Annotated in this window: 18 protein-coding genes; 15 read left to right on the top strand and 3 right to left on the bottom strand. The window is 41.0% G+C overall.

Annotated elements, in window-relative coordinates; translation table 11 throughout:
* Positions 1-748: 748 nt before the first annotated feature.
* Both IZT61_RS11885 and IZT61_RS11880 read right to left on the bottom strand, forming a co-directional pair.
* Positions 749-3,067 carry a TonB-dependent receptor gene (locus IZT61_RS11885; protein ID WP_196097124.1) on the bottom strand — a complete coding sequence of 773 codons (2,319 nt, stop codon included), beginning with the start codon at positions 3,065-3,067 and terminating at the stop codon, positions 749-751.
* Between the two features lie 228 nt (positions 3,068-3,295).
* Positions 3,296-3,628, bottom strand: coding sequence for a hypothetical protein (locus tag IZT61_RS11880; protein WP_196097123.1), 333 nt, complete (start codon positions 3,626-3,628; stop codon positions 3,296-3,298).
* A gap of 588 nt (positions 3,629-4,216) precedes the next feature.
* Here IZT61_RS11880 and IZT61_RS11875 point away from each other — a divergent pair.
* The 13 genes from IZT61_RS11875 to rfbA all read left to right on the top strand — a co-directional run bounded on the left by IZT61_RS11875 (position 4,217) and on the right by rfbA (position 17,140).
* Entirely contained in the window at positions 4,217-4,786 is a 570-nt protein-coding gene (locus IZT61_RS11875; RefSeq protein ID WP_196097122.1) for a TlpA family protein disulfide reductase, read from the top strand.
* 143 nt (positions 4,787-4,929) lie between these two features.
* Positions 4,930-5,838: a DUF6427 family protein gene (locus tag IZT61_RS11870; protein WP_230383630.1), complete on the top strand. Its 909-nt coding sequence runs from the start codon at positions 4,930-4,932 to the stop codon at positions 5,836-5,838.
* 127 nt (positions 5,839-5,965) lie between these two features.
* Positions 5,966-6,700 (top strand): type III pantothenate kinase, encoded by a 735-nt coding sequence (locus tag IZT61_RS11865; protein ID WP_196097120.1) that lies wholly within the window; start codon positions 5,966-5,968, stop codon positions 6,698-6,700.
* A 1-nt stretch (position 6,701) separates the two neighbouring features.
* A complete protein-coding gene (locus tag IZT61_RS11860; protein ID WP_230383626.1) occupies positions 6,702-7,997 on the top strand; it encodes an outer membrane protein transport protein in 1,296 nt (431 codons plus the stop codon).
* Positions 7,997-8,569 carry a hypothetical protein gene (locus tag IZT61_RS11855; protein ID WP_196097118.1) on the top strand — a complete coding sequence of 191 codons (573 nt, stop codon included), beginning with the start codon at positions 7,997-7,999 and terminating at the stop codon, positions 8,567-8,569. The genes IZT61_RS11860 and IZT61_RS11855 overlap by 1 nt, the downstream gene beginning before the upstream one ends.
* 310 nt (positions 8,570-8,879) lie before the next feature.
* Complete coding sequence (locus IZT61_RS11850) at positions 8,880-10,967, top strand: peptidylprolyl isomerase (protein ID WP_196097117.1); 2,088 nt, start codon at positions 8,880-8,882, stop codon at positions 10,965-10,967.
* A 64-nt stretch (positions 10,968-11,031) separates the two neighbouring features.
* Positions 11,032-11,547 (top strand): DUF2480 family protein, encoded by a 516-nt coding sequence (locus tag IZT61_RS11845; RefSeq protein ID WP_196097116.1) that lies wholly within the window; start codon positions 11,032-11,034, stop codon positions 11,545-11,547.
* A gap of 298 nt (positions 11,548-11,845) precedes the next feature.
* Positions 11,846-12,619 (top strand): DUF3108 domain-containing protein, encoded by a 774-nt coding sequence (locus IZT61_RS11840; protein WP_196101295.1) that lies wholly within the window; start codon positions 11,846-11,848, stop codon positions 12,617-12,619.
* Between the two features lie 2 nt (positions 12,620-12,621).
* The gene (locus tag IZT61_RS11835; protein WP_196101294.1) at positions 12,622-13,185 is read left to right on the top strand and encodes a DUF3109 family protein; all 564 of its coding nucleotides are present in this window, start codon (positions 12,622-12,624) and stop codon (positions 13,183-13,185) included.
* Between the two features lie 579 nt (positions 13,186-13,764).
* A complete protein-coding gene (rfbB, locus tag IZT61_RS11830) occupies positions 13,765-14,817 on the top strand; it encodes a dTDP-glucose 4,6-dehydratase (protein WP_196097115.1) in 1,053 nt (350 codons plus the stop codon).
* Positions 14,817-15,365: a dTDP-4-dehydrorhamnose 3,5-epimerase gene (rfbC, locus tag IZT61_RS11825; protein ID WP_196097114.1), complete on the top strand. Its 549-nt coding sequence runs from the start codon at positions 14,817-14,819 to the stop codon at positions 15,363-15,365. The genes rfbB and rfbC overlap by 1 nt, the downstream gene beginning before the upstream one ends.
* Entirely contained in the window at positions 15,358-16,227 is an 870-nt protein-coding gene (gene rfbD, locus IZT61_RS11820; protein ID WP_196097113.1) for a dTDP-4-dehydrorhamnose reductase, read from the top strand. The genes rfbC and rfbD overlap by 8 nt, the downstream gene beginning before the upstream one ends.
* A 52-nt stretch (positions 16,228-16,279) precedes the next feature.
* Positions 16,280-17,140 carry a glucose-1-phosphate thymidylyltransferase RfbA gene (gene rfbA / locus IZT61_RS11815; RefSeq protein ID WP_196097112.1) on the top strand — a complete coding sequence of 287 codons (861 nt, stop codon included), beginning with the start codon at positions 16,280-16,282 and terminating at the stop codon, positions 17,138-17,140.
* A 490-nt stretch (positions 17,141-17,630) separates the two neighbouring features.
* Here the strand turns inward: rfbA and IZT61_RS11810 are convergent, their stop codons facing one another.
* The gene (locus IZT61_RS11810; RefSeq protein WP_196097111.1) at positions 17,631-18,272 is read right to left on the bottom strand and encodes a hypothetical protein; all 642 of its coding nucleotides are present in this window, start codon (positions 18,270-18,272) and stop codon (positions 17,631-17,633) included.
* 329 nt (positions 18,273-18,601) lie between these two features.
* On the opposite strand from IZT61_RS11810, the gene IZT61_RS11805 reads away from it, so the two are divergent.
* Positions 18,602-21,658, top strand: a complete 3,057-nt coding sequence (locus IZT61_RS11805; protein WP_196097110.1) for a SusC/RagA family TonB-linked outer membrane protein — start codon at positions 18,602-18,604, stop codon at positions 21,656-21,658.
* Between the two features lie 18 nt (positions 21,659-21,676).
* Positions 21,677-23,176 carry a SusD/RagB family nutrient-binding outer membrane lipoprotein gene (locus tag IZT61_RS11800; protein WP_196097109.1) on the top strand — a complete coding sequence of 500 codons (1,500 nt, stop codon included), beginning with the start codon at positions 21,677-21,679 and terminating at the stop codon, positions 23,174-23,176.

The following is a 23,176-nucleotide window of genomic DNA, read 5'->3' as shown; positions in this document are numbered from 1 at the left end:
TAATTCACCTGGATGATCTTCGTTGGAAATGGTATAGTCATCCGATGAATATAGACGTCTTGCCGATATTCATCGGATGACTTTAAAAAGCCGATCTGGCGCAAGCATCTCGCTTGTGCCTACCCGATTATTCACCTAAAACGATCTTCGTTGAATATAATAATATTTCCATTGTCGTAGCGAGACGCTATCAATGCTATTAAGTTAAGCTTGTCAATTGTCAGTCTGAGCGGAGTCGAAGACCCTTTCTATAGGATAAAATGAAAAATATCTGTCCTTCGACTCCGCTCAGGATGACAATATTTTTTCGTTTTATCCTTAACTTAATAGCATTGGAGACGCTACGACGAGGTAATGGTATAGTCATCCGATGAATATAGACCTTTTGCCGATATTCATCGGATGACTTTAAAAAGCCGATCTGGCGCAAGCATCTCGCTTGTGTCTATCCGATTATTCACCCAAAATAATCCTCATTGAATACAGTAAAGCTTTTATTTCGTAGCGAGACGCTATCAATGCTATTAAGTTAAGCTTGTCAATTGTCAGTCTGAGCGGAGTCGAAGACCCTTTCTATAGGATAAAATGAAAAACATCTGTCCTTCGACTCCGCTCAGGATGACAATATTTTTTCGTTTTATCCTTAACTTAATAGCATTGGAACGCTATGACGAGGCAATGGAAATATAGTCATCCGATGAATATAGACCTCTTGCCAATATTCATCGGATGACTAAACACCACTATCTTACTTTGCCAAAGTAAAAGGCACGTAAAGCCCAAAAGTGATATTTCTGCCAGCATTGTAAACGCCGAGATTTGGATTTTCTGAATCAAAACGACCCGGTTTAAATCTGCTTAAGGCGTCATAATATTTCTGATCCAATAAATTATTTGCTGAAACCGAAAGCTTTATCGGCTGGTTACCTAAATTAAAGGTGGTGCCAATGCCCGCATTTAATAGGGTGTAGCCGCTTGTAGGTGTTTCAAAAACCGCATCAACACGGGTTTGCTTAAACGCTGAATTAATGCCTACAAATAGATAAGCATCGTTAGTTCCCTTTATTTTTGGTTCGAAACGAAGCTCGTTTCTTAACGTTGCTGCAGGGATAAACGCCAACGGCCTGTTTAAAGTTTTATTTTGCGCATGTACATAACCAAAGGTGTTCTCGAAATGGATGAAAGGCAGCGGGTGAATAGTTAGGCTGGCCTCTGCACCATACAGGTTGGCATTTACCTGCCCGTAGCGATACACCGGATATTCATCGCCTTCAGCCATAATGGTTTCGCCATTGTTTGAGGCATAAATAAAATTATGAACGTAATTATTGTAAATACTGGCGCTGGCGCTCACAATTTTCCCTTCATATTCAATTGCGGCATCTACCTGGTAGCTGCGCTCCGGACTTAAAGCAGCGTTACCAATCTCGTAACGATACGTACCCTCGTGCACCCCGTTGGAGGCCAGTTCGGCAGGGTTTGGCGCACGGAATGCAGAACCTGCATTGGCCTTAAAATTCCATTCATCGTTAAATTGATGCGTAAAACCCAAAGCACCGCTTACATTTGAAAACTTGTTTTCGAAAGGTGCAAACAGCTCGTCGTCATCAACAAACAATTGTTTTCCGTTATTTTTACGGTAATCGTAACGGGCACCAATGCTAAACGTGTTGTTTTCCCAGTTCTTTTTGGCAAAGGCAAAAACACCGATTCCATAAGTGCTGTAATTTGGAATTAAAAACTCATCATCCGCCTTGTTCAAGCTTTTGCCAGCATCCGCACTTAAGCCGAAAACGGGTTGCCATCCGTTGGTTTCGTGCAGGTAATATTTCAAATCGGCAGTATAAGTTTTAAGGTCAAAAAATAACGCCGGATCAGGTCCATCCTCTAACTCGCGACGTTGGTTCTGCTGATAGCCAAAATCGGCCTTCAAATTTCCATTGCCCAACACAAAATTATTGTTCAGGGCAATTTTAAAATGGCGAATATCCTGACGCGGGTAGTCCAAATCGCGGCTTTTAAAATCTGAAGTAATGAATGCTTCCCCATCTTCTTTCACAAAATTTCCATTATCATCTAATGTCGGTTCGTAAAAACCAATATTATTTCGAAAGCTCGAAACGTTCAAATGCGTATAGCCCCAGCTTTTGTTCAAACCGATCATTCCGCTCAAATCGGTTTCATTAAAACCAGAGTTCGGAAAATAACCTGTGGGTGTTTTAAAAGAGTAAGCATTTTTGTAAGTGCCGCGGGCCCGCCAAACAAAACCGTTTTCTGTTCCATTAAGCATTAACGAATTAGCCGTAAGGCCGTTGTTGGTAGCGTAATTGGTTATAAACTCACCTTTTATCTGTCCCTCAGGAGCGGTGCTTGGTTCCAAAATATTTATCACGCCTCCAAGCGCATCCGAGCCATACATCAACGATGCAGCGCCACGCAACACCTCAATCCGATCTGATTTAAATTGGTCGATTTCGATACCGTGCTCATCGCCCCATTGTTGCCCTTGCTGCTTAATTCCGTCATCTAAAGTTACTATCCTGTTATAACCCAGTCCCCTGATTACCGGCTTCGATATCGATGGTCCCGTTGTAATCTGCGAAACTCCCGGAATTTTGGTCAAGGCATCAACCAGATTGGTAGACGGCGCCAAAAGTTGGTTTTTGCCCAAAACGGCAGATGAGGCACTATTTCTTTTACTCGTGCTGCTAATCAGGCTTCCCGTAATTACAATTTCGCGGGTTTCAATTGCAGTCGGTTGCAACGCGAACTCCAGCGCATTTGCACTCGCCAAATTTACTATCTGGGTAGCTGTTTTATAGCCAACGTAATGAACTTCCATTAAATAGCTGCCTTTTGATGGCAAGTTGTTCAGAAAAAATTCTCCGTCGTTATTTGTTACACCCGTAACCTTTAAATCGGGAATTGAAATTGTAGCGCCAGGCAACGTTTGTTTAGTGCTGGCATCAATTACCTTCCCCTTAATATCTTTTAAAATGGCACCAAATGCCGTGCTGTTAAATAATGTATATAGAATTACCAAGCCAATAAGCTGTAATTTTTTCATAATATGAGATTGATTTTTAAAAAAGCGAGAAATAATCCATGGATGTTGTTAAGTAAACACCCGCCACCAATAGCCGTCATCCTGAATTTAGTTCAGATCTTTCCAGTGAGAAAGATTCTGAATCAGTTCAGCAAGAGCGAGGCCAGGCAACTTTTGTTACATAGCATTTCTCATTAACAATAATAATTTTCGATAACACTAAAAAAGTGTTTAAAATAGCCTTAGAAATTAGGCTACTGGCGGTCCCCGTAAACTTGTTCTTAAAAGTTCGGTGTAAATGCTTTTAACTGCAAGCTCTTTCTTTAGCAAAACCTTCGCACAAAGAAATACGCGATAAATTTGATGCACCTGAACGTAGTTTTTTTCAAAACTAGCCTTGCAGATCAAACAGGTATCGCCGTGTGTTTGCACATGGCTTACGTGTTTGCAATTTGCCTCCTTTTCAACAACAGGGGCTTGATGGTGGTGATGCAGAACGCTCCACGGCGTTAAGGCAACGGCAAAAACAATCAGCATAAATGCCGACAGATATTTTTTTATGTTTTGTCCGTGCTTTTTCAATGCCGCAAAAGTAATAATAACAAATCAAAAAACGGAGACCTGATAAGTAACATTGCTTTGATGGTCCTTTTTGCGTTTATTACTTCGCTAGATGAAGATTATAATGGAATATTCATTTGAGCACGAGGGCCTGTCATAGTTTTCATTTAAGTCTTAGCACAAAAATAAATATGACGTAGCCTGAAAAAAAACTACCTTTTGCCCTCCTTGAAAAGAAGGAGAGGAGTTGAATTGTCGCCCTGAGCATTTCGACTGGAGTTCATCTTGAGCGGAGCCGAAAGGATCAATACAGGCTTAGTCGAAGAGCAGATGTTTAGTCGTTTTGTTTGATAGAAAGGTTTTCAACTGAGTTTATCTTGAGCATTTCGACTACGCTCAATACAAGCTCAAGCCGAAAGGCTCAGATCCGATAACTATCGGATGACAGCTGACGAACTTAACTTTATAGCATTGATGCCCGTCCCGTTAGGCAGGAACAAAGGCTCGGGAGCAAGAACCAACATGAAGTTTCATACTTGACTTAGCACATGCTTTAAGCCTTAAAAGCCGCATATTTCTTTATCGCCCCGAGGTTGTTACCTTTGTAAAGTGAAGATCTTAAAAAAATATGGAGCCAACGCCCTCTTTTTTACACTTATCCTGGTTATACTTTTCGTTCCCGATGCAAAGGCTTTCCTGATACGCGGATTGATGGAAATTGGCCTCTACAATCCGAAAATTGAGCAACCTGCTGCGAGTGTGAGCGATCTGAATGGCATTCAGTTTAAAGATATTAGAGGAAACGTTATCGACCTCGGCAATTTAAAGGGCAAAGTGATATTTGTTAACTTTTGGGCCACCTGGTGCCCGCCATGCAGGGCAGAAATGCCATCGTTGGCCAAGCTCTACGAGCAGTTTAAAAACGATAATACCATCGTTTTCATTTTTGCCGATGCCGATGGTAATTTAGAAAAATCGACAAAATACATGGCCAAAAGAAACTACGAAATGCCTGTATTTAAAGTAAATAGTGATGTGCCGGCCCAGATATTTAGCGGATCGTTGCCAACAACCGTAATTTTCGATAAGCTTGGCAGGTTATCATTTAGGCACGAAGGCGTTGCCGATTACAACGATAAAAAGTTTGTTGCATTTTTGAACAAACTTAAGGCGCAATAATATCATCGCCTACTTGTGCAGGGCCGTTACAACTAAAATATTTTTCTTTACTTTGTCTACTTTTAAAAAGCATGATCAACCAGTTTAGAAAACTAAGCCCCATAAACCTCTTATTGCTGCTGGCTTACACATTTTTCATGCGTATGGCTATTTTTTATGAAATGCCGCCACAGCTTAATTTCGATTTTTTGGAGCCATTTGCACGGCTGCTGATCAATATCGATCTCGACAACGCTTTTTCACCAGGTGCAAATATTTTTTTTGCCACAATTCTCGTCTTCGTTCAGGCACTTATCTTCAATAAAGTAGTCAACAACCATAACCTCCTGTCAAAACCCAGCTTTTTGCCCGGCCTCATGTTCATTACCGGAACCAGTTTGTTTATGCCATTTATGACGCTTAGCCCGGCATTAATTGCCAATTTTTTCTTAATCTGGATAATAGATAAATTTCTAAAGCTTGGAAAAAGTGCCAATTCCATTACAACCGTTTTCGATATCGGGATGATTATCGCTTTAGGCACGCTGATTTATTTCCCATTTATGGCAATGATATTGATGATATTTCTGGCCCTTTTGTTATTCCGGCCCTTCAGTTGGCGGGAGTGGCTGGCCGGATTGATCGGATTTATGACCGTGTTCTTTTTCCTTGCCGTATTTTATTATTGGAACGATAACCTTACCTCGTTTTATCAAATTTGGAAACCGTTAGGCAATAAATTTCCATCCGTGTTCAAAATCAATTACAACGATTATCTTGTACTTATTCCCGTTGTAATCATCATTATTTTAGCCTCTTTACAGTTGAGAGAAAACTTTTTCAGGAGCTTCATCAGCACCCGTAAAGGCTTTCAGCTCCTGTTCTTTATGTTTGTGGTTGCCGGTGCAAGTTTATACCTTAAGCCCAGCTTTCGGATTTGGCATTTCTTGCTCTGTGTACCCCCGGGGGCAGTACTTTTGGCCTATTATTTTTCGAACGCCAAAAAGCGCTGGTTCTACGAAACGCTGTTCTTTTTATTTGTGTTATCCGTACAATACTTTCTTTTTGTTTAACCTTTTTTAACAAATAACTAGAGCGAAACTTAACAAAGATTAATAGCTTTGTGGCATGAAGTTTTGGCAAACCCATGTTTTTCTAAATTTCTAATGATTTAATAACTAGCAGATAGGGATTTTTTAAGTGCATAGATTAAGCATTGACATTGGGAACTCTTCGGCGAAAATCGCGATTTTTAAAAATCGCGAAATAGTCCACCACCAGCGTTTAAGCAAGTTGGGTATTCTCGACCTGGCTCAACTGGTAGAAAAATTTGCTCCAAAAAAGGCTGTTATAAGTAGTGTAAACCAAGAAATTAACGCCCTCGAAGAATATTTGACAAAGCACACAGATTACACGCGTTTTTCAACACTTTTAACAAACGGCGTAAGTAATAAATATACAACACCAAACACGTTGGGGTTAGATAGGTGGGCAGCGGTTTTGGGCGCAAACGGACTTTACCCCACCGTGGCAAGCTTAATTGTTGATGCCGGCACCTGTATAACCTACGATTTGCTAACCAGCACCAAAGAATATTTTGGCGGCAGCATAAGCCCGGGCATTGCGATGCGTTTTAAAGCGGTGCACGAGTTTACCGGCCGACTGCCGTTGGTAACCTGGAGTGAAAACGATAAAATTGTTGATGGAACAGACACCTCATCGGCAATTAAAAACGGCGTGTTGCAAGGAATAATTAACGAAATAGAAGGCTTTATTGCCTTAAATAATAAAAAGGAAACCGCCTTAAAGGTGATTTTAACAGGGGGCGACGCTAATTTTTTGTATAAGCAATTACAAAACAGCATCTTTGCGCCTCAAATTGTAAAAGATCCATACTTGGTATTAAAAGGATTAAATGAAGCTATTGCAGATTAAAATGTACAAAAAGATAAATTATATTACAGCCATACTCGTTTTAGTTTGTGGTTTAGGTGCTCAGGCGCAGGTTACCACTTCATCACCATATTCAAGATATGGCCTTGGAAATATAAAAGGCTCTTTATTGCCTCAGTTACGGGCGATGGGCGGAATTTCGACTGCAGTAAACAAGGTAAGCGGGTTTAACTACATCAATATGCAAAATCCGGCCTCCTATGCAGGCATCACTTTAACCACTATTGATATTGGTATGAGTGCTGGATTGACCAACCTACAACGCAACAGCCTTAGCGAAAACAGCTTCAATGCTACATTTAGTCACCTCGCATTTGCCGCTCCCGTAACCAGGCGTTCGGCATTAAGTTTCGGAATTTTGCCTTATTCAGATTTAGGATATTCGTACCGGAATACAGTTAAGATTGATACCTCAACCGTTGATCAGCTGTACCAGGGCGAAGGCGGTTTATCAAAAGCGTACCTCGGTTATGGCTATCGCTTTGGCGATCACCTCAGAATTGGAGCCAACCTGGAATACATTTTCGGAAACCTGCAAACAACAAGAGCAACAGAATATCCCGAAGATGCAACTGCCGTTTTTGCAAAACTGCAAAACAAGAATAGTGTAGGTGGGTTAAATTACTCGTACGGCTTACAATACGATTTCAACATCGGTAAGAAAACACTAATGACGATTGGCTACTCGGGCAGCAGCTCGGGCAAAGTTCATTCATCGCAAACATTTTATGCTACACGCTACCTGAGAGATGCCAGCGGAAACGAATTAACTGCAATTGATACCTTAAGCGCCGTTGATAACGGCCGATCGAACCTTACCTTGCCGTTAAGCCATAACTTTGGGATTTCAATTCAACAGAATGATAAATGGATGATTGGTGCAGATTTTAGAATGGGCAAGTGGTCGGCAACCAGCATCAACAACGTAAACCAGGGCTTGCAAGATAGCTGGGGCGCATCAATTGGCGGCCAATGGACTCCCGATGCCTTTTCTTACAACAGCTACATGAAACGTGTTGATTATCGTTTAGGCTTTAATTACGATAAAACGTATATCCAGATCAATAATCAAGACATTAAGCAAATGGGTGCCTCACTGGGCTTCGGTTTCCCGTTGCCTACTGCTAACGGTGGTACCGCTTTTTACAAAATCAACTTCACTACCGAGGTGGGCCAACGCGGTACACTAAATAACAACTTGGTAAAAGAACAATACATCAATTTTCACCTCGGCTTCACGTTAAACGATACCTGGTTCCGCAGGTATAGAGTAGACTAATGAGATTAAATGCTTTTTTTTATGGTTATTTGCTTGCCTTGCCGTTATTTTTGGCATCGTGTAGCGATGACGACCTGAAAAAAGCCGATGCCATTGCATTAAAAAAGGTGAGCCTTAGCCGCGATAGAACGCTGGGCGTAGAAATTATTTACAGCGACTCGGCCCTTGTAAAAGCAAAAGGTTATGCACCCATTCTGGATAAAGTAACCCCATCCAACGGAAGCATTTATCAAGAAATGCCCAAAGGCGTTAAAATCGATTTCTTCGACGAAAAAGGCAACATTAATGGCGATCTGGTGTGCGATTATGCCATTCGGAAAGATGCAGAACTTAAAACCGAGTTCAGGAAAAACGTAGTGGTGAAAAGTGCAAAAGGCGATACTTTTAGTTCGGAAGAGCTGATTTGGGATGAACAAAAAAAGATCTTTTATTCTAACCAACGCGTTTATGTAAAGGGTGTTGATGGAAATTTAGGAGACGGTATCAACTTCAGAGCACCACAAGATTTCAGCACCTACGAAATGGAAACAGGCAGCGGCGAATTGAATATGAAAGAAGGCATTGCGCCTTAGACAGAAGGATTCAATTAGGGAATGAGTGAATGATTGAGTGGAATAAAATGTTTAACTAATTGATTCGGATTCTTCAACGGTGTTCGTCAGGCTGAGCGAAGTCGAAGCCTTATTATTGGAGGCCGTTTGACTTAGCTTATAGAGAGCACAGTCGAAATTTGTATAGAATCGTTGAAATTCAATAAGTCTTTCATTCAAAATTCGCTTATTAATTCGCTCATTTCATTCATTAATTTTTGTGTTTTCTTTTTTGTGGCAAATTTGTATCTTGCGCCCTCTTAAAAAAAACTAAATAAATTTAAAATATAACATGGGAATAATGACATTTTTGCGTAACCGTGCGGGCTATATTTTAGTCTTTGCTATCGGTTTTGCAATTGTTGCATTTTTAGTAGGCGATGCAATTAATGTGGGAAAGCCTTTTTGGTCGGCAAATCAAAAGGTTGTGGGGTCTATCGATGGCAATGAAATCAGCATCGATGAGTTCGGTCCGAAAGTAGATCAGGGACTTAACCAAATGAAACAACAGTATGGAGGCAGTGTAAACGCACAAATGACTGCCATGGCTGTAGATCAGGCTTGGAATGCCGAGCTAGGTAGGGTTTTATTAACCAAAGAGTACGAGCGTTTGGGATTAACAGTTTCAGAAGATGAGCTGGTAGACTTGTTGCAAGGTCAAAATCCAAGTCCGCTAATCAGACAGTATTTTTCTAATCCTCAAACGGGTCAGTTAGATCGTGTAACCTTGATGAACTTTTTAAAATCTAAAGAGCCTCAAGCCTTACAACAGTCTAATATGTTGCAACAAGAGATTACAAATCAGGCATTACAAACCAAATACAGTAATCTGATCAAAAACTCCGTTTATGTAACTTCGCTCGAAGCTACAGACGAGTACAACAACCGCAATAAGCTGGCAAACTTTAAATACGTTAGCTTAGATTATGCTTCAATTCCTGATGCTTCAGTTAAACTAACTGATGCCGATTATTCTAATTACTACGATCAAAATAAGGCTCGTTTCAACAATCCACAAGAAACGCGAGCTTTTGAATATGTTACCTTTAGCATTAGCCCAACCGCTGCCGATTCATTAGCGATCAAAAATCAGGTTGATAAATTGGCTGCTGATTTTAAGGTAGCGAAGAACGATTCGTTATTTGCGGCCATTAACTCTGATGTTAAAGTTCCTTATACGTATTTGCCAAAAGGAAAACTAGGCGATCCTGCTTTAGATTCTGCTGTTTTCAGCATGCCTGCAGGTAGCTTTTACGGACCAAAATTAAGCGGAAGCGCTTATAAAGTAGTAAAAGTTGTAGCTACTCGTTTTTCGCCTGATTCAGTTAAGGCTAGCCATATTTTATTAGATCCGGCAAAATTAGGCGGTGAAGACAGAGCGATTAAATTAGCGGATTCATTAAAAGGCTTAATTGCAAAAGGCGGCAACTTTGCCGAATTGGCTAAACAATACAGCATCGACGGCTCAAAAGATCAGGGCGGCGAACTGGGTACGTTTGCCCGTGGCGCTATGGTACCTGAGTTTGAAAACGCTGCATTTGATGGAAGCACCGGCGACGTTAAAGTGGTTAAATCTCAATTTGGTTATCACATCATTAAAATTGAAAAACAAATCGGATCATCAAAAGTGGCCAAGTTGGCTTATGTAGAAAAAGCATTAACAGCAAGCAGCAAAACCAAAGATGCAGCCTATAAAGCGGCAAGTAATTTCTTGAGCGATGTTAAAGGAAACGACTTTGCAAAGCTAGCCGCTCAAAAAGGATTTAAAGTAGCCGTTGCCGATAAGGTTGCAGCAACCCAGGGATTTGCCGCAGGCTTAGATAACCCGCGTAAGTTAATTCAAGATGCCTACGCTGCAGATAAAGGTGATGTTTTACCAGAAATTTACAGCATGAGCGATGCTTATGTAGTAGCACATTTAACAGGAATAAGCCCGAAAGGAACTTTGCCATTAGCTGATGTTAAAAACGAAATTAAGCCGATGGTAATTAACGAGGTTAAAGCGAAAATGTTAAAAGATAAATTGGCTGCTGCCGGAAAGGGTAGTTTAGATCAAATTGCTGCCAAAGTATCTCGTCCCGTTAACCCAGTACAAAACATTGTGTTTGCCAATCCGGTAATTCCAGGAGTAGCACAAGAAAACGCATTGGTGGGAAGCGTATTCGGTTCGCAACCAGGTAAGGTTTCAGAACCTGTTCAAGGCGAACGCGGTGTATATGTATATTCAGTTGATGGATTTACAAGCCCTGCGCCAATTGCGAATATGTTTAAACAAAAAGAAACTATGATCTTAACACTAGGTCAGCGCTCTTTGGGTGCAGCTTTCCAGGCCTTACAAGATAATGCCAAGATAAAAGACAATCGCGTGAAATTCTATTAGATAGAAAATATGTAATTTTGTAACCGTTCCGATATCATCGGAACGGTTTTTTTATTTATGTGCCATGGAGATTCAAGAAAACATTATAAATAAGGTAGCAAGCAGTGGTTTAATTACTCTAAATCTCGAAGATTTTTACCACAAGGGCGAAAGAGTGCTTTATGATATTAAAGACAATCTTTTTCATGGATTGATGTTGCGTGAAAAAGACTTTCGTGAGTTTATAAAAAATCACGATTGGGCGCAATATCAAGATAAAAATGTAGCAATTATCTGCTCTGCAGATGCAATTGTTCCTACATGGGCCTATATGCTGCTTGCAAACCGATTAAAGCCATATGCCAACGAAGTTGTGTTTGGCAATCTTGATACACTTGAGGCCGTATTGGCAACAAAGGCTTTGGCAAAGATCGACCCACAGGCTTATGCAAACGAACGGGTTGTGGTAAAAGGTTGCGGCGATATTGATATTCCTGTTTCGGCTTATGTAGAAATTACCAACTTGCTTACTCCGGTAGTAAAGAGTATCATGTTTGGCGAACCCTGCTCTACAGTTCCGGTTTATAAAAGAAAGGATTAAGATGAGTTGGGAGTCTGGAGTCAGAAGTCTATAGTTCTGAGATAGGTTGTTAACTGTCCATTGCCGTTGACTTCAGTTAACGGTATTCAGTCAATGGGCGACGATTTAAAATTTGCTTTTAATTGGTTGGCTTTTTACATATATTTCGTAATGATTACGACATTTTAAACTTTCTTACCTTGTTGTTAGTCAAACAAAAGCAAAACACACACACAAGCAAATGAAACCATCATGTGCTACATTTCTAATTAAAAATGCACATGATAGCTTCATTACCATTGAAAACACACAAAAGCAAATGAAAACATTAACCTTATTATTTACAATAGTTATCGGGGCATTCGGGCTTCGGGCGCAAACGCTTCCCGTTAAGAAGGAGCCGGTTTTTAGAGATGGCGAGGTTTTAAATTACAAACTCCGCTACGGCTTCATTACAGCTGCAGAGGGTACTTTAAAAGTTCAAAATTCAGACCTTAAATTCGACGGAAAGCCCACTTACAGGTTATCCGTTGATGCGCAAACATCAGGAACGTTTGATATTTTTTATAAAATAAGAGACCATTACGATTCTTACATCGACAAAACCGACTTGCTTCCCTATTTCTATCAGGAAAACATTCGCGAGGCGAATTACAGGCGTCAGGATAAGGCCAGGTTTAATCAAGACAGTAAAAAGGTGGTTTCCAACAGAGGCACCTTTACTGCGCCAACCAATCAAACATTCGATTTAGTGTCGGCGTATTACTTCGCCCGGAGTTTAGATATCTCAAAGCTTAGAACTGGAGATAAATTTAAGCTGAACTATTTTCTACAAGACGAGATCTCGGCATTAGAAATAGAATACATTGGCAAAGAAACCATAAAAACCAAGTTGGGTAACATTAGGTGTTTAAAGTTTAGCCCATCCATAAAGCCTGGCAGAATATTTAAAAAAGATAGTCGTTTATACCTTTGGGTAACCGACGATGGGAATCGTGTTCCTGTAAAGGCTCAGGTAGAAATATTAGTTGGCGCAGTTACAATGGAGTTAAAATCGGCCAGCGGCCTTAAATATGCTTTAGCAAAAGAATAATGATGATAGAAGTGGAACAGGTGCTGGTGCACGAAGATGTTTTAAAAGAAAACTTTGTTTGTAACCTGAGCAAATGTAAAGGAATTTGTTGTGTAGAGGGAGATTCGGGTGCACCGTTGGATAACGAAGAAAAGGCAATATTAGAAGATATCTATCCAAAAATTAAACACCTTTTAAACGAAAAAGGCATTAAGGCCATTGAAGAACAGGGTGTTTATGTTGTTGATGAGGACGGTGATTTAACCACTCCCTGTGTAGATAAAAATAAAGAATGTGCCTATGTTCTATTTGAAGGCGGAATAACCAAATGTGCAATTGAAAAGGCTTATGAGCAGGGCATAGTTGATTGGCAGAAACCCATTTCGTGCCACTTGTACCCAATTCGCATTACCAAATACCCCGAATTTGATGTGCTAAACTACGACAGGTGGCATATTTGCCATGATGCCTGTACGTTTGGACGTGAGCTAAAAGTGCCCGTTTACACTTTCTTAAAAGGACCACTGATTCGAAAATACGGAGAAGAATGGTACCGGGAATTAGAAAATTCGGTAGCGGCCGTGTAGGTTTCGTCATATCGAATCACGTAGGACATGTGTTGACACATACCTAATATGGCGCAAGCGTCTCGCTTGTGCCTATCCAAGTTTCATTCATAAGTCTCCTCCTTAAATACAAATGAAATACCTGTATTTGAGTCCATGCATACCTCTGGCCAACCGAAATGTGTATATGTCGTAGCGAGACGCTACCAATGCTATTAAGTTAAGGATAAAACAAAAAATATTGTCATCCTGAGCATTTCGACTACGCTCAATACAGGCTCAGTCGAAGGACGGATATTTTTCGTTTTATCCTATTAAAAAAGGTCTTCGACTGAGTTTATCTTGAGCCTTTGGTCTACGCTCAAGATAAACTCTAGACGAAAGGCTCAGACTAACAATTGACAAGCTCAATTTAATAGCATTGGAGACGCTAGACGAGGTAGACGCTACGACGAGGTAGGAGCATCAATTCGCACCTATAATGATCAAATGAAGAGGCCTCATGTGTAAATTCGCCTCATTTTCGCCATTATTATCCCAAAAGGTTGTCATTTCACAATATGTGTGCTATTTTAGCCAATTGAAAATCATTTAATAACTGTGAAAAAAATCCTCATCACTGGTGGAGCTGGCTTTATAGGCTCACATGTAGTCCGCCGTTTCGTAAATAACTATCCTCAGTATAATATTGTAAATCTCGACAAGCTTACCTATGCTGGTAATTTGGCCAACTTAACTGATATTGAGGACAAAGCGAATTACAAGTTTGTAAAAGAAGACATTACAGACGCACAGGCGATGTTTGAGCTTTTCAAGACAGAAAACTTTGACGCAGTTATCCATTTAGCGGCCGAGAGCCATGTGGATAGATCGATTACCGATCCAACGGCATTTGTAATGACTAATGTAATTGGAACGGTTAACCTTTTAAATGCTGCCCGAGAAACCTGGAAAGGCGATTATGATAAAAAACGTTTCTACCATGTAAGTACCGATGAGGTTTATGGCGCATTGGGAGAGGAAGGTATGTTTACCGAAACAACAGCCTACGACCCGCACAGCCCTTATTCTGCCTCGAAAGCCAGTTCTGATCACTTTGTGAGGGCTTACCATGATACTTACGGGATGGATTGCGTGATTTCAAATTGCTCAAATAATTATGGTTCGCACCATTTTCCAGAGAAATTGATTCCATTAGCGATAAATAATATCAAAAATAATAAACCTGTACCGGTGTACGGCAAAGGCGAGAACGTTCGCGATTGGCTTTGGGTTGAAGACCATGCCCGTGCTATCGATGTAATTTTCCACAACTCGAAAACGGGTGATACCTATAACATTGGCGGCCATAACGAATGGAAAAACATTGATCTGATCAATCTCCTTTGTACTATTATGGATGAGAAATTGGGTCGTGAGGCCGGAGAATCAGCCAAATTGATTACTTATGTTACCGATCGTGCCGGACACGATTTGCGTTACGCCATCGATTCTTCTAAGCTGCAACAACAGCTGGATTGGGTGCCGAGCTTACAGTTTGAAGAGGGTTTGGCTAAAACAGTAGACTGGTATTTGGAAAACGAAGATTGGTTAAATAACGTTACATCGGGCAATTATCAATCTTATTATGACCAACAATACAGCAACAAATAATGGAAATTGAACAAACCGGTTTAAAAGATTGTCTGATTATTAAGCCGCGGGTATTTGAAGACCCAAGAGGTTATTTTTTTGAAAGCTTTAACAAAGACAGCTTCGAAGAAAAAACGGGAATGTCTGGCGATTTCGTTCAAGATAACCAATCATTCTCCTCTTATGGTGTAATTAGAGGCCTGCACGCCCAAACTGGCGCTTTTGCTCAAGCCAAGTTGGTTCGCGTAACCAAAGGCGAGGTTTTGGATGTTGCAGTTGATGCTCGGCCAGGATCGCCAACATACGGTAAACACATCTCGGTTCGGTTAAGCGCCGAAAACAAGCTCCAGCTATATATTCCACGAGGATTTGTACACGGCTTTTCGGTATTAAGTGAAACTGCCGAATTTTTATACAAATGCGATAATTTCTTCAACAAAGCCTCAGAAACCGGCGTAATTTATAACGACGTAGATTTAAATATCGACTGGTTGATTCCGGAAGATAAACGGTCGGTATCTGACAAAGATTTATTGCTAAAACCTTTTGCTGAATTACAACATGATTAAAATTTTAATTATCGGCGCAGGAGGACAGCTTGGCCAATGCCTTAAAACAGTAGCTGAGCGCAGAAACATCAATGAAATTGTATCTCCACCCGAGGCAGAGGCAAACATTTTAGATCAATCGGGGTTAAATGCCTTATTGGCGAAAGAAAAACCCAAGTTTGTTATTAATTGTGCCGCTTACACTGCGGTTGATAAGGCTGAAGACGAGGCTGACATAGCTAAAGCAGTAAACGAAACCGGAGCAGCAAACCTGGCTTCGGCTTGTGCCGCCCATTCGGCTACATTAATTCATGTTTCAACAGATTTTGTATTTGAAGGAAATGAAGTAAAGCTTTTAATTGAAGATGATGTAGCTAAACCCATCAATGTTTACGGGCAAACCAAGCTTGATGGTGAAATAGCAGTTAAAAATTGCTTAGATGCTCACTTCATTATCCGAACTAGTTGGTTATATTCAGAATATGCCAACAACTTCGTTAAAACCATGTTAAAGCTCGGTGCAGAACGAGACGAACTGGGCATCATTGCCGATCAGGTAGGTACACCAACGTATGCCATCGATTTGGCCAACATAATCTTCGATATTATTCAATCGCAGTCTACCGCTTATGGCTTATACCATTACAGCAATGAGGGCGTAACCTCATGGTACGATTTTGCGAAGGCCATCTTCGAAATTAGCGAAACCAATGTTAAGGCCAATCCAATTCCAGGCTCGGCCTATCCTACAAAAGCAAAGAGGCCGGCTTTTTCTGTAATGGATAAATCAAAAATTAAACAGACTTTTAATATAGAAATTCCGTATTGGAGAAACAGTTTAGAAGCGTGTATACAACAAATAAATAATTCTAATAAGTTATAATGTTGGTTTTGAGGCACTCAAGTCTCAAATCTAACATCTCAAATCTTAAAATATGAAAGGTATAATCTTAGCTGGCGGTAGTGGGACTCGCTTGCATCCTTTAACGCTTGCTTGCAGCAAACAAATGATGCCGGTGTACGATAAGCCCATGATTTATTATCCGCTGTCTACCTTAATGCTGGCGGGAATTAGGGAAATCCTGATTATTTCTACACCTCACGATCTGCCAAACTTTGAAAAGCTGTTAGGCGACGGGAAATCGCTGGGCTGCAAATTTAGTTATGCGGTACAAGCAGAACCTAACGGGTTGGCGCAGGCCTTTGTTATTGGCGCAGACTTTATAGGTAAAGATAAGGTTGCACTTGTGTTGGGCGATAACATTTTTCACGGTGATGGGATGGCCAAGCTGTTACAAGCAAGTTCAGACCCCGATGGGGGCGTAGTTTTTGCCTATCAGGTTTCCGATCCCGAGCGCTATGGCGTAGTTGAATTTGACGAGCACAAGCAAGCAATCTCAATCGAAGAGAAACCAGCAGCACCAAAGTCTGATTACGCCGTTCCGGGATTGTATTTTTACGATAACGAGGTGGTCGAAATTGCGAAGAACATTAAACCATCGCCCCGTGGCGAATACGAAATTACCGACATTAACCGCATTTACCTCGAACGCGGCAAATTAAAGGTAGGCGTACTGAGCAGGGGAACAGCCTGGTTAGATACCGGAACCTTTACCTCACTAATGCAAGCGGGGCAGTTTGTGCAAATTATCGAAGAACGACAAGGCTTAAAAATCGGTTGTATTGAAGAAATCGCCTACCGCATGGGTTTCATTACAAGCGAAGAATTAAAAGCAATTGCTGCGCCGTTGGTAAAAAGCGGCTATGGCAGCTATTTGTTAAAACAGATTAAGTAAAACTTTTACCAGTCATCCGATGAATAATGGGCCCTTTGCAAATATTCATCGGATGACGTATTCGTGGCATTCCGTCATCCGATAACTTTTGGGTTTTACCAAAGTGAGATCATCTAAGCGAGACGGGCTTCAAAGATTTCTCGGCTGCGCTCGAAATGACAATTTTTTAGACTGTGTCGAAAAACGTCGATGGCAGGTACAGCCTGTTCCGGTTTATTTTGTCGTATGGATTGACCACATAGAAAACATAGCTCAACCCTATAAAAACGATGTTTTCTATGTGCTTATGTGGTCGAAAAGTTCAAAAATACTCCCTCTGTAAGCAGCGGTTTTGACGTTCTGCGTTTTATCGCTTGGGGGTTCTTCGCTATGCTCAGAATGACAGCATTGAAACGTGTCATTTCAACTCCTTTGTTTACTAAAACTAATCTCCGAAGATGGCAGCGTGAAAGCCTGTCGTTTCTCACGGACTTATGACTTATCCAGTGTCTCAATTCAACCCATTATAATATTTAAACACGGCAATCAGCCCTGCGTCCGTGCCCAAATCTGGGCCTTCGTTTTTAATATAGGTTAAAATCTTGTCTTTTTTATCCCCAACAGCTTTCGCTATACCCTTACTGCTCGGCTGAAACTCCTCAGTTTCATTTACCTTAAGCAAGTAATAATGATTTTGCGCAATCCATTTACTTGTTTTCTTCTTCGTATAAAAATCCTCGTTCGTTTGTTTTTTTACGCCATATTTTTTTAGCAGCCCCGTTTTGCCGTCTAGTAGAACTTCTACAAAGCCCAATGATGGGTGTTTCGTGAATGAATGCAGTATTTTATTGGCGTCTGAGATAGCAAAACTACTGGTCGAATCCTGAATTGCGAAAACGTTGCCTTGCTCGTCGGTGTATTCCAGCTGCTGCTCGTAAAGGTTATATTTTACTAACTTAAGCAAAAGCTCTTTATTGCCTACGGTTTTGATATTACTCTCGCTGTAGGCATCATTAAAATATGGCGAACCTTCTGTCGCCTCTTTCATGGCAGAAACTCTTAACGGTTTACCGCCCGGGCCTACGGTAACACTTTGTGCAGTTGCCAATTTTAAGCAACTGATAAAAAATAAACAGGTAAAAATGCTTTTCATAGGATGGTTTTTTAGCTAAGGTACTTAAAAAAGAAGCCCTTTGAATTATTTAGAATGATTAAATATAATAGCGTAACGGCTTTTGTAAAAACAACAGTTTTAAGCGTCCTTTTCGCGGGAGAAATTACAAAAAAAACAGATAACTAAAACAATTTAGTAACTATTTAAACGCATTTCGTCTTATTTTGAAAATAAATTCGTTTTCTCTTGATTTATAGATAAAAAAAGTAGTTATTCGCACCCGTTATTAACTAAAATCCCCTATTCTAAGAACAATGAGAAAAGTTATACTTTGTCTATTCGTGTTTTTATTTTGTGGCCTTTCAAAAATGAGTGCGCAAAGTAAAATTATTACAGGAAAAGTACTGGGCTCCACTGATGGACTCCCGCTTCCTGGAGTAAGTGTCCTTGTAAAAGGCACAAAAAAAGCAACATCAACAGCTGCTGACGGAAAATTCAGCATCAGCGCCGCAGCTACAGATGTACTTCAAATTTCCTACGTTGGATTTGTTACCAAAGAAATTCCCGTAGGCACCCAATCAACCCTAAATGTAAGTTTGGAGCCAGATGCAACAATGCTGTCTGAGGTTACCGTATCTACCGCTTTGGGTATTAAGCGTAAGCCAAAAGAGATTGGTTACGCCACACAACAGGTTACCGGCAAGGCATTAACTGCAAGCAAGCCAACCAACTTAGCTACAGGTTTATCGGGTAAGGTTGCCGGTTTACAAATTAACCAGGCAAATAACCAAATCGATGCCGGCGACCAGGTGAGAGTGGTTTTAAGGGGTAACAGATCATTTACTGGAAACAATCAGGCCCTTTTGGTGCTCGATGGGGTAATTGTTCCATTAAGCCAGTTGAACTCGATTAACCCGAACGATATTGATAATGTAAACATTTTGAAAGGCGCAAACGCTGCTGCACTTTATGGTTCAGATGCATCAAACGGTGTGATCATTGTAAGTACCAAGAGGGGATCTGCTGACGGAGGAACTGTAACCTATACTAATTCGACGTTACTAAATCGTTTAAGCTACTTTCCTAAGATGCAAACGGAGTTCGGTGGTGGTACCGATCAGGATGCTTATGGCTTCGGGATGTACACGCCTTTCGAGAACCAAACCTTTGGCGATCGCTTTGATGGTAGCATCAGACCTGTTGGACGTGTTTTGGAAGACGGAACATTTCAAATGGTGCCATACACTTATAAAGAAAACGAGAAAGAGAACTTCTTTGAAACAGGTATCGACGAGCAAAACGACTTAACCTACTCTGGCGGAAATGAGAATGGTACTACTTACATTAACATGCAACGCGTAAATAGCAAAGGTTATGTACCTGGCGATAAATCGAACAGAACTGCATTTCGTATTAACGGAACGCGTAAAATAAACAAGTTCTTAGCGGATTACTCGTTCAATTATACCCAACGTAATTATGATAAAAGTACCAATCAGGTATACAATAACGTAATTAACACGCCTGGTAATATTCCTTTATCTGAGTACAGCGATTTGAACTCTTTATATGGCAATCCAAATAATTATTACAACGACTATTACAGCAGTCCTTATTTTGGTTTGCAGCAATACCGTAATAACGAAAGACGTGATGACTTATTGGGTAATCTTTCCATCACCTACAAGCCTGTTGAGTGGATTAGCTTAATGGCCAGAGGTGGTTTAAGCACCAAGAATACACAAGGCAAGAACAAAAATTATGCTTACACGTATTCTGACTTTGCCCACGATTCGGGAAAGGCCGCAGCGGCCACGCAGTACATCAGATCGTCGGTAGGCGACTATAACGAGTTTGAAAGCAGGTACACCGGCGATTTTTTAGCGACTGCTACTAAAACGTTTAACAAGTTCAAATTTACGTTAATTGGCGGTGCGCAGGTTATTCAGAAAAACTATAAATACATGACGCAATCGGGTTCAAACCTTGTTGTTGATAATTTATTTAACATTAACAACCGTACAGGTGAAATTGTAGGTTCGGAAACTGAACGTAACTCACGCCAGATTGGTGCATTCGGCGATTTAACCGCCACTTACAACGATTACTTAACAATCCACATTTCGGGAAGAAATGACTGGGACTCGAGGTTGGCGAAAAGCAACCGATCGTTCTTTTACCCAGCGATAGACGCTGCGATTACGCTTACTGACGCTATTCCGGCATTGAAAGAGAGCAAAATCATCAGCAATTTGAAAATCCGCGGAGGTATATCAAAGGTTTATGCCGTTCAAATAGACCCTTACCGTTTAGTTTCTACAATTAGCCCGGCAGGCAACTTCCCTTATGGTAGTACAGCGGGTTACACTATCGATAACTCGGTTTACGATCCGAACCTGAAACCTGAGAATACTGTTTCGAAAGAGATCGGGTTCGACATTGGTTTCTTAAACAATCGCATCACTTTGGAAACGTCAGCGTACCTTCAAAATACCAAAAATCAGGAGATTATCAACGGTATCGATTTATCGGCAACAACTGGTTACACCAGTGCGGTAATTAATACTGGTGAGGGTGAAAACAAGGGTATTGAATTTAGCTTAAACGCTGCACCGGTTATCGGCCTTGCCAATGGCTTCAGGTGGAATGTGGGAGTAAACTACTCTTATAACACCAATAAGGTGATTTCTTTATATCAGGGCCAGTCGCAGTTAGGTATCGGCGATAATAACTACATCGTGGTTGGACAGAGCTTCCCATCATTACAGGTGAGCACTTATCAAACCGATCCACAGGGAAGGGTTATTGTTGATGCCAATACGGGCTTACCATTAAGCAACCCGTTAAACAAGGATTTCGGACAAACCAATCCAAGTAACGTATTGGGTATTAACACCAGCTTTACGTTCAAAAACTTTACGTTATCGGGCGTTGCCGAATACAGAAGCGGAAACGTTTTTTACAACAGTTTTGCCAGCACGCTGGATTTTGCGGGAATAAGTTATACATCGGCAGAGGCGGGACGCGAGCGTTTTGTGTATCCAAACTCCGTTATCCAAACATCGCCGGGTGTATTTGTTCCAAACACCAACACCACAACCATTTCGGGCAACGGATCATTCTGGTCTGATGGTATTCGTGCAAACACCGCTTCAAACTATGTAATGAGCGCCGCCTTCTGGAAAATCAGAGAGCTTTCGCTTGCTTACCAGGTGCCTACGCAATGGTTACAAAGCAAGGCCAAGTTTATCAAAAATGCAAGTATCGCCTTAATCGGCAGAAACCTGTTTATGTTTAGACCAAGTGATAACATTTATACCGATCCGGAGATTAACGTTGGAACAGGAAACGCACAAGGCGTAAACAACCTTAACCAAACTCCGCCAACACGTATTTATGGGTTCACTGCAACAATTGGCTTCTAATAAATTAAAAAGAAAGACATGAAAAAGAAATTGATATATTTATTTACAGGCTCGGTTTTGTTATTGGGCGCATGTAAAAAGGACTTTTTAGATATTAACGACAATCCCAATAATGCAACTACGGTTAAGCCTGCACTTGTTTTAACAGGCGCACTTAACAATACCGCAGCTTACACCACCGGAGGATCGATATTTTACAGTTTCGCTGCCCTTTGGATGAACTATTGGATGACACCAGGCGGGGTATCTGGTTGGTATGAGGAACGTTCGTACAACTTTACCACAAACTGGAGCGGATCTACAACGCTTTGGGGTAACCTTTACGATAACTTAAACGATTATACGTATTTAGAAACACAAAGCAAAGCTGGCGGGCAGGATTTCTTTTTGGGCGTAGCCAAAACCATGAAAGCCTGGGATTACCAGTACCTTGTAGATTTTTACGGCAACGTACCTTATACGCAAGCTTCTAAATCCGTACTTTTCTTAAATCCGAAATACGATAAAGGTCAGGATATTTACGAAGATTTGGCAAAACAATTAGATACTGCTGCCAATTTATTTAAAACCGCAACCGTTAGTCCCGCAGATGCTACTGCAGACATTTATGCAAAAGGAAATCTTCAGAAATGGGGCAAGTTTGCCAACACGTTGAAGTTAAGGATTCTTTTGCGCCAATCGGAAATGCCAGGCCGCGAAGCTTACATTAAAGCAGAAATTGCTAAAATTGACGCCAATGGCTTCGGCTATTTAGGTACCGGAGAAACCATTGCAAACAACCCGGGCTATATCAATACCGCTGGTAAACAAAACCCTTTTTGGGCAGTTTATGGCTACGGCGTAGATGGTACAAGAACAGCATCTCACGGTTATATGTTGGCCAGTAGATATGGTATGGATTTCTTGCAGGATAACGACGACCCAAGATTAGGTAAATTTTATAACACCATTGATGATGGCAAGGGAAGTACCTACGTGAGCTTAGTTTGGGGACAGGATGTAAACTTCGATCAAACCATTTCTACCGTTTCAAGTATTGGTAAAGGAGTTTTAAAATCGTTCAGTCAGGATCAACCGATCATGACTGATTTCGAAAGTTTGTTCTTACAAGCGGAGGCAGCGCAAAGAGGCTATATTTCGGGCTCGGCGCAAGCGGCATACGAAGCTGCAGTTACAGCTAATTTCGTTTACCTTGGCCTAACAACGGCAGAGGCAACAACTTATCTAACCGATCAACCGGTGGCAAACTGGGCGAGCAATGCCGATAAAATAGCCTTAATTATTAAACAAAAATGGGCAGCGATGAACGGATCAAACGACATTGAACCCTGGAGCGACTACAGACGTTTGGAACTTCCGGCCGATATGCCAATTTCTATTGCATCAACAGTAACTACTAAAAAGATTCCTGTTAGAATGTTGTACCCGCAAAGAGAATACAACACCAACTCGGCAAACGTAGCCGCAGAAGGTAGTATTAACCAATTTACTTCTAGAATTTTCTGGGACGTTAAATAA

Source organism: Pedobacter endophyticus (assembly GCF_015679185.1).
Taxonomy (GTDB): Bacteria; Bacteroidota; Bacteroidia; order Sphingobacteriales; family Sphingobacteriaceae; genus Pedobacter; species Pedobacter endophyticus.
The sequence above is the reverse complement of the archived record's forward strand: the minus strand, read 5'-3'. Positions and strand labels throughout refer to the sequence as shown.

Coding starts and splice junctions, on each gene's coding strand:
- IZT61_RS11885 (WP_196097124.1), bottom strand. CDS start 3,067: ATGAAAAAATTACAGCTTATTGGCTTGGTAATTCTATATACATTATTT.
- IZT61_RS11840 (WP_196101295.1), top strand. CDS start 11,846: ATGAAAACATTAACCTTATTATTTACAATAGTTATCGGGGCATTCGGG.
- IZT61_RS11845 (WP_196097116.1), top strand. CDS start 11,032: ATGGAGATTCAAGAAAACATTATAAATAAGGTAGCAAGCAGTGGTTTA.
- IZT61_RS11860 (WP_230383626.1), top strand. CDS start 6,702: ATGTACAAAAAGATAAATTATATTACAGCCATACTCGTTTTAGTTTGT.
- IZT61_RS11805 (WP_196097110.1), top strand. CDS start 18,602: ATGAGTGCGCAAAGTAAAATTATTACAGGAAAAGTACTGGGCTCCACT.
- rfbD (WP_196097113.1), top strand. CDS start 15,358: ATGATTAAAATTTTAATTATCGGCGCAGGAGGACAGCTTGGCCAATGC.
- IZT61_RS11800 (WP_196097109.1), top strand. CDS start 21,677: ATGAAAAAGAAATTGATATATTTATTTACAGGCTCGGTTTTGTTATTG.
- IZT61_RS11870 (WP_230383630.1), top strand. CDS start 4,930: ATGGCTATTTTTTATGAAATGCCGCCACAGCTTAATTTCGATTTTTTG.
- IZT61_RS11810 (WP_196097111.1), bottom strand. CDS start 18,272: ATGAAAAGCATTTTTACCTGTTTATTTTTTATCAGTTGCTTAAAATTG.
- IZT61_RS11855 (WP_196097118.1), top strand. CDS start 7,997: ATGAGATTAAATGCTTTTTTTTATGGTTATTTGCTTGCCTTGCCGTTA.
- IZT61_RS11835 (WP_196101294.1), top strand. CDS start 12,622: ATGATAGAAGTGGAACAGGTGCTGGTGCACGAAGATGTTTTAAAAGAA.
- rfbC (WP_196097114.1), top strand. CDS start 14,817: ATGGAAATTGAACAAACCGGTTTAAAAGATTGTCTGATTATTAAGCCG.
- rfbA (WP_196097112.1), top strand. CDS start 16,280: ATGAAAGGTATAATCTTAGCTGGCGGTAGTGGGACTCGCTTGCATCCT.
- IZT61_RS11850 (WP_196097117.1), top strand. CDS start 8,880: ATGGGAATAATGACATTTTTGCGTAACCGTGCGGGCTATATTTTAGTC.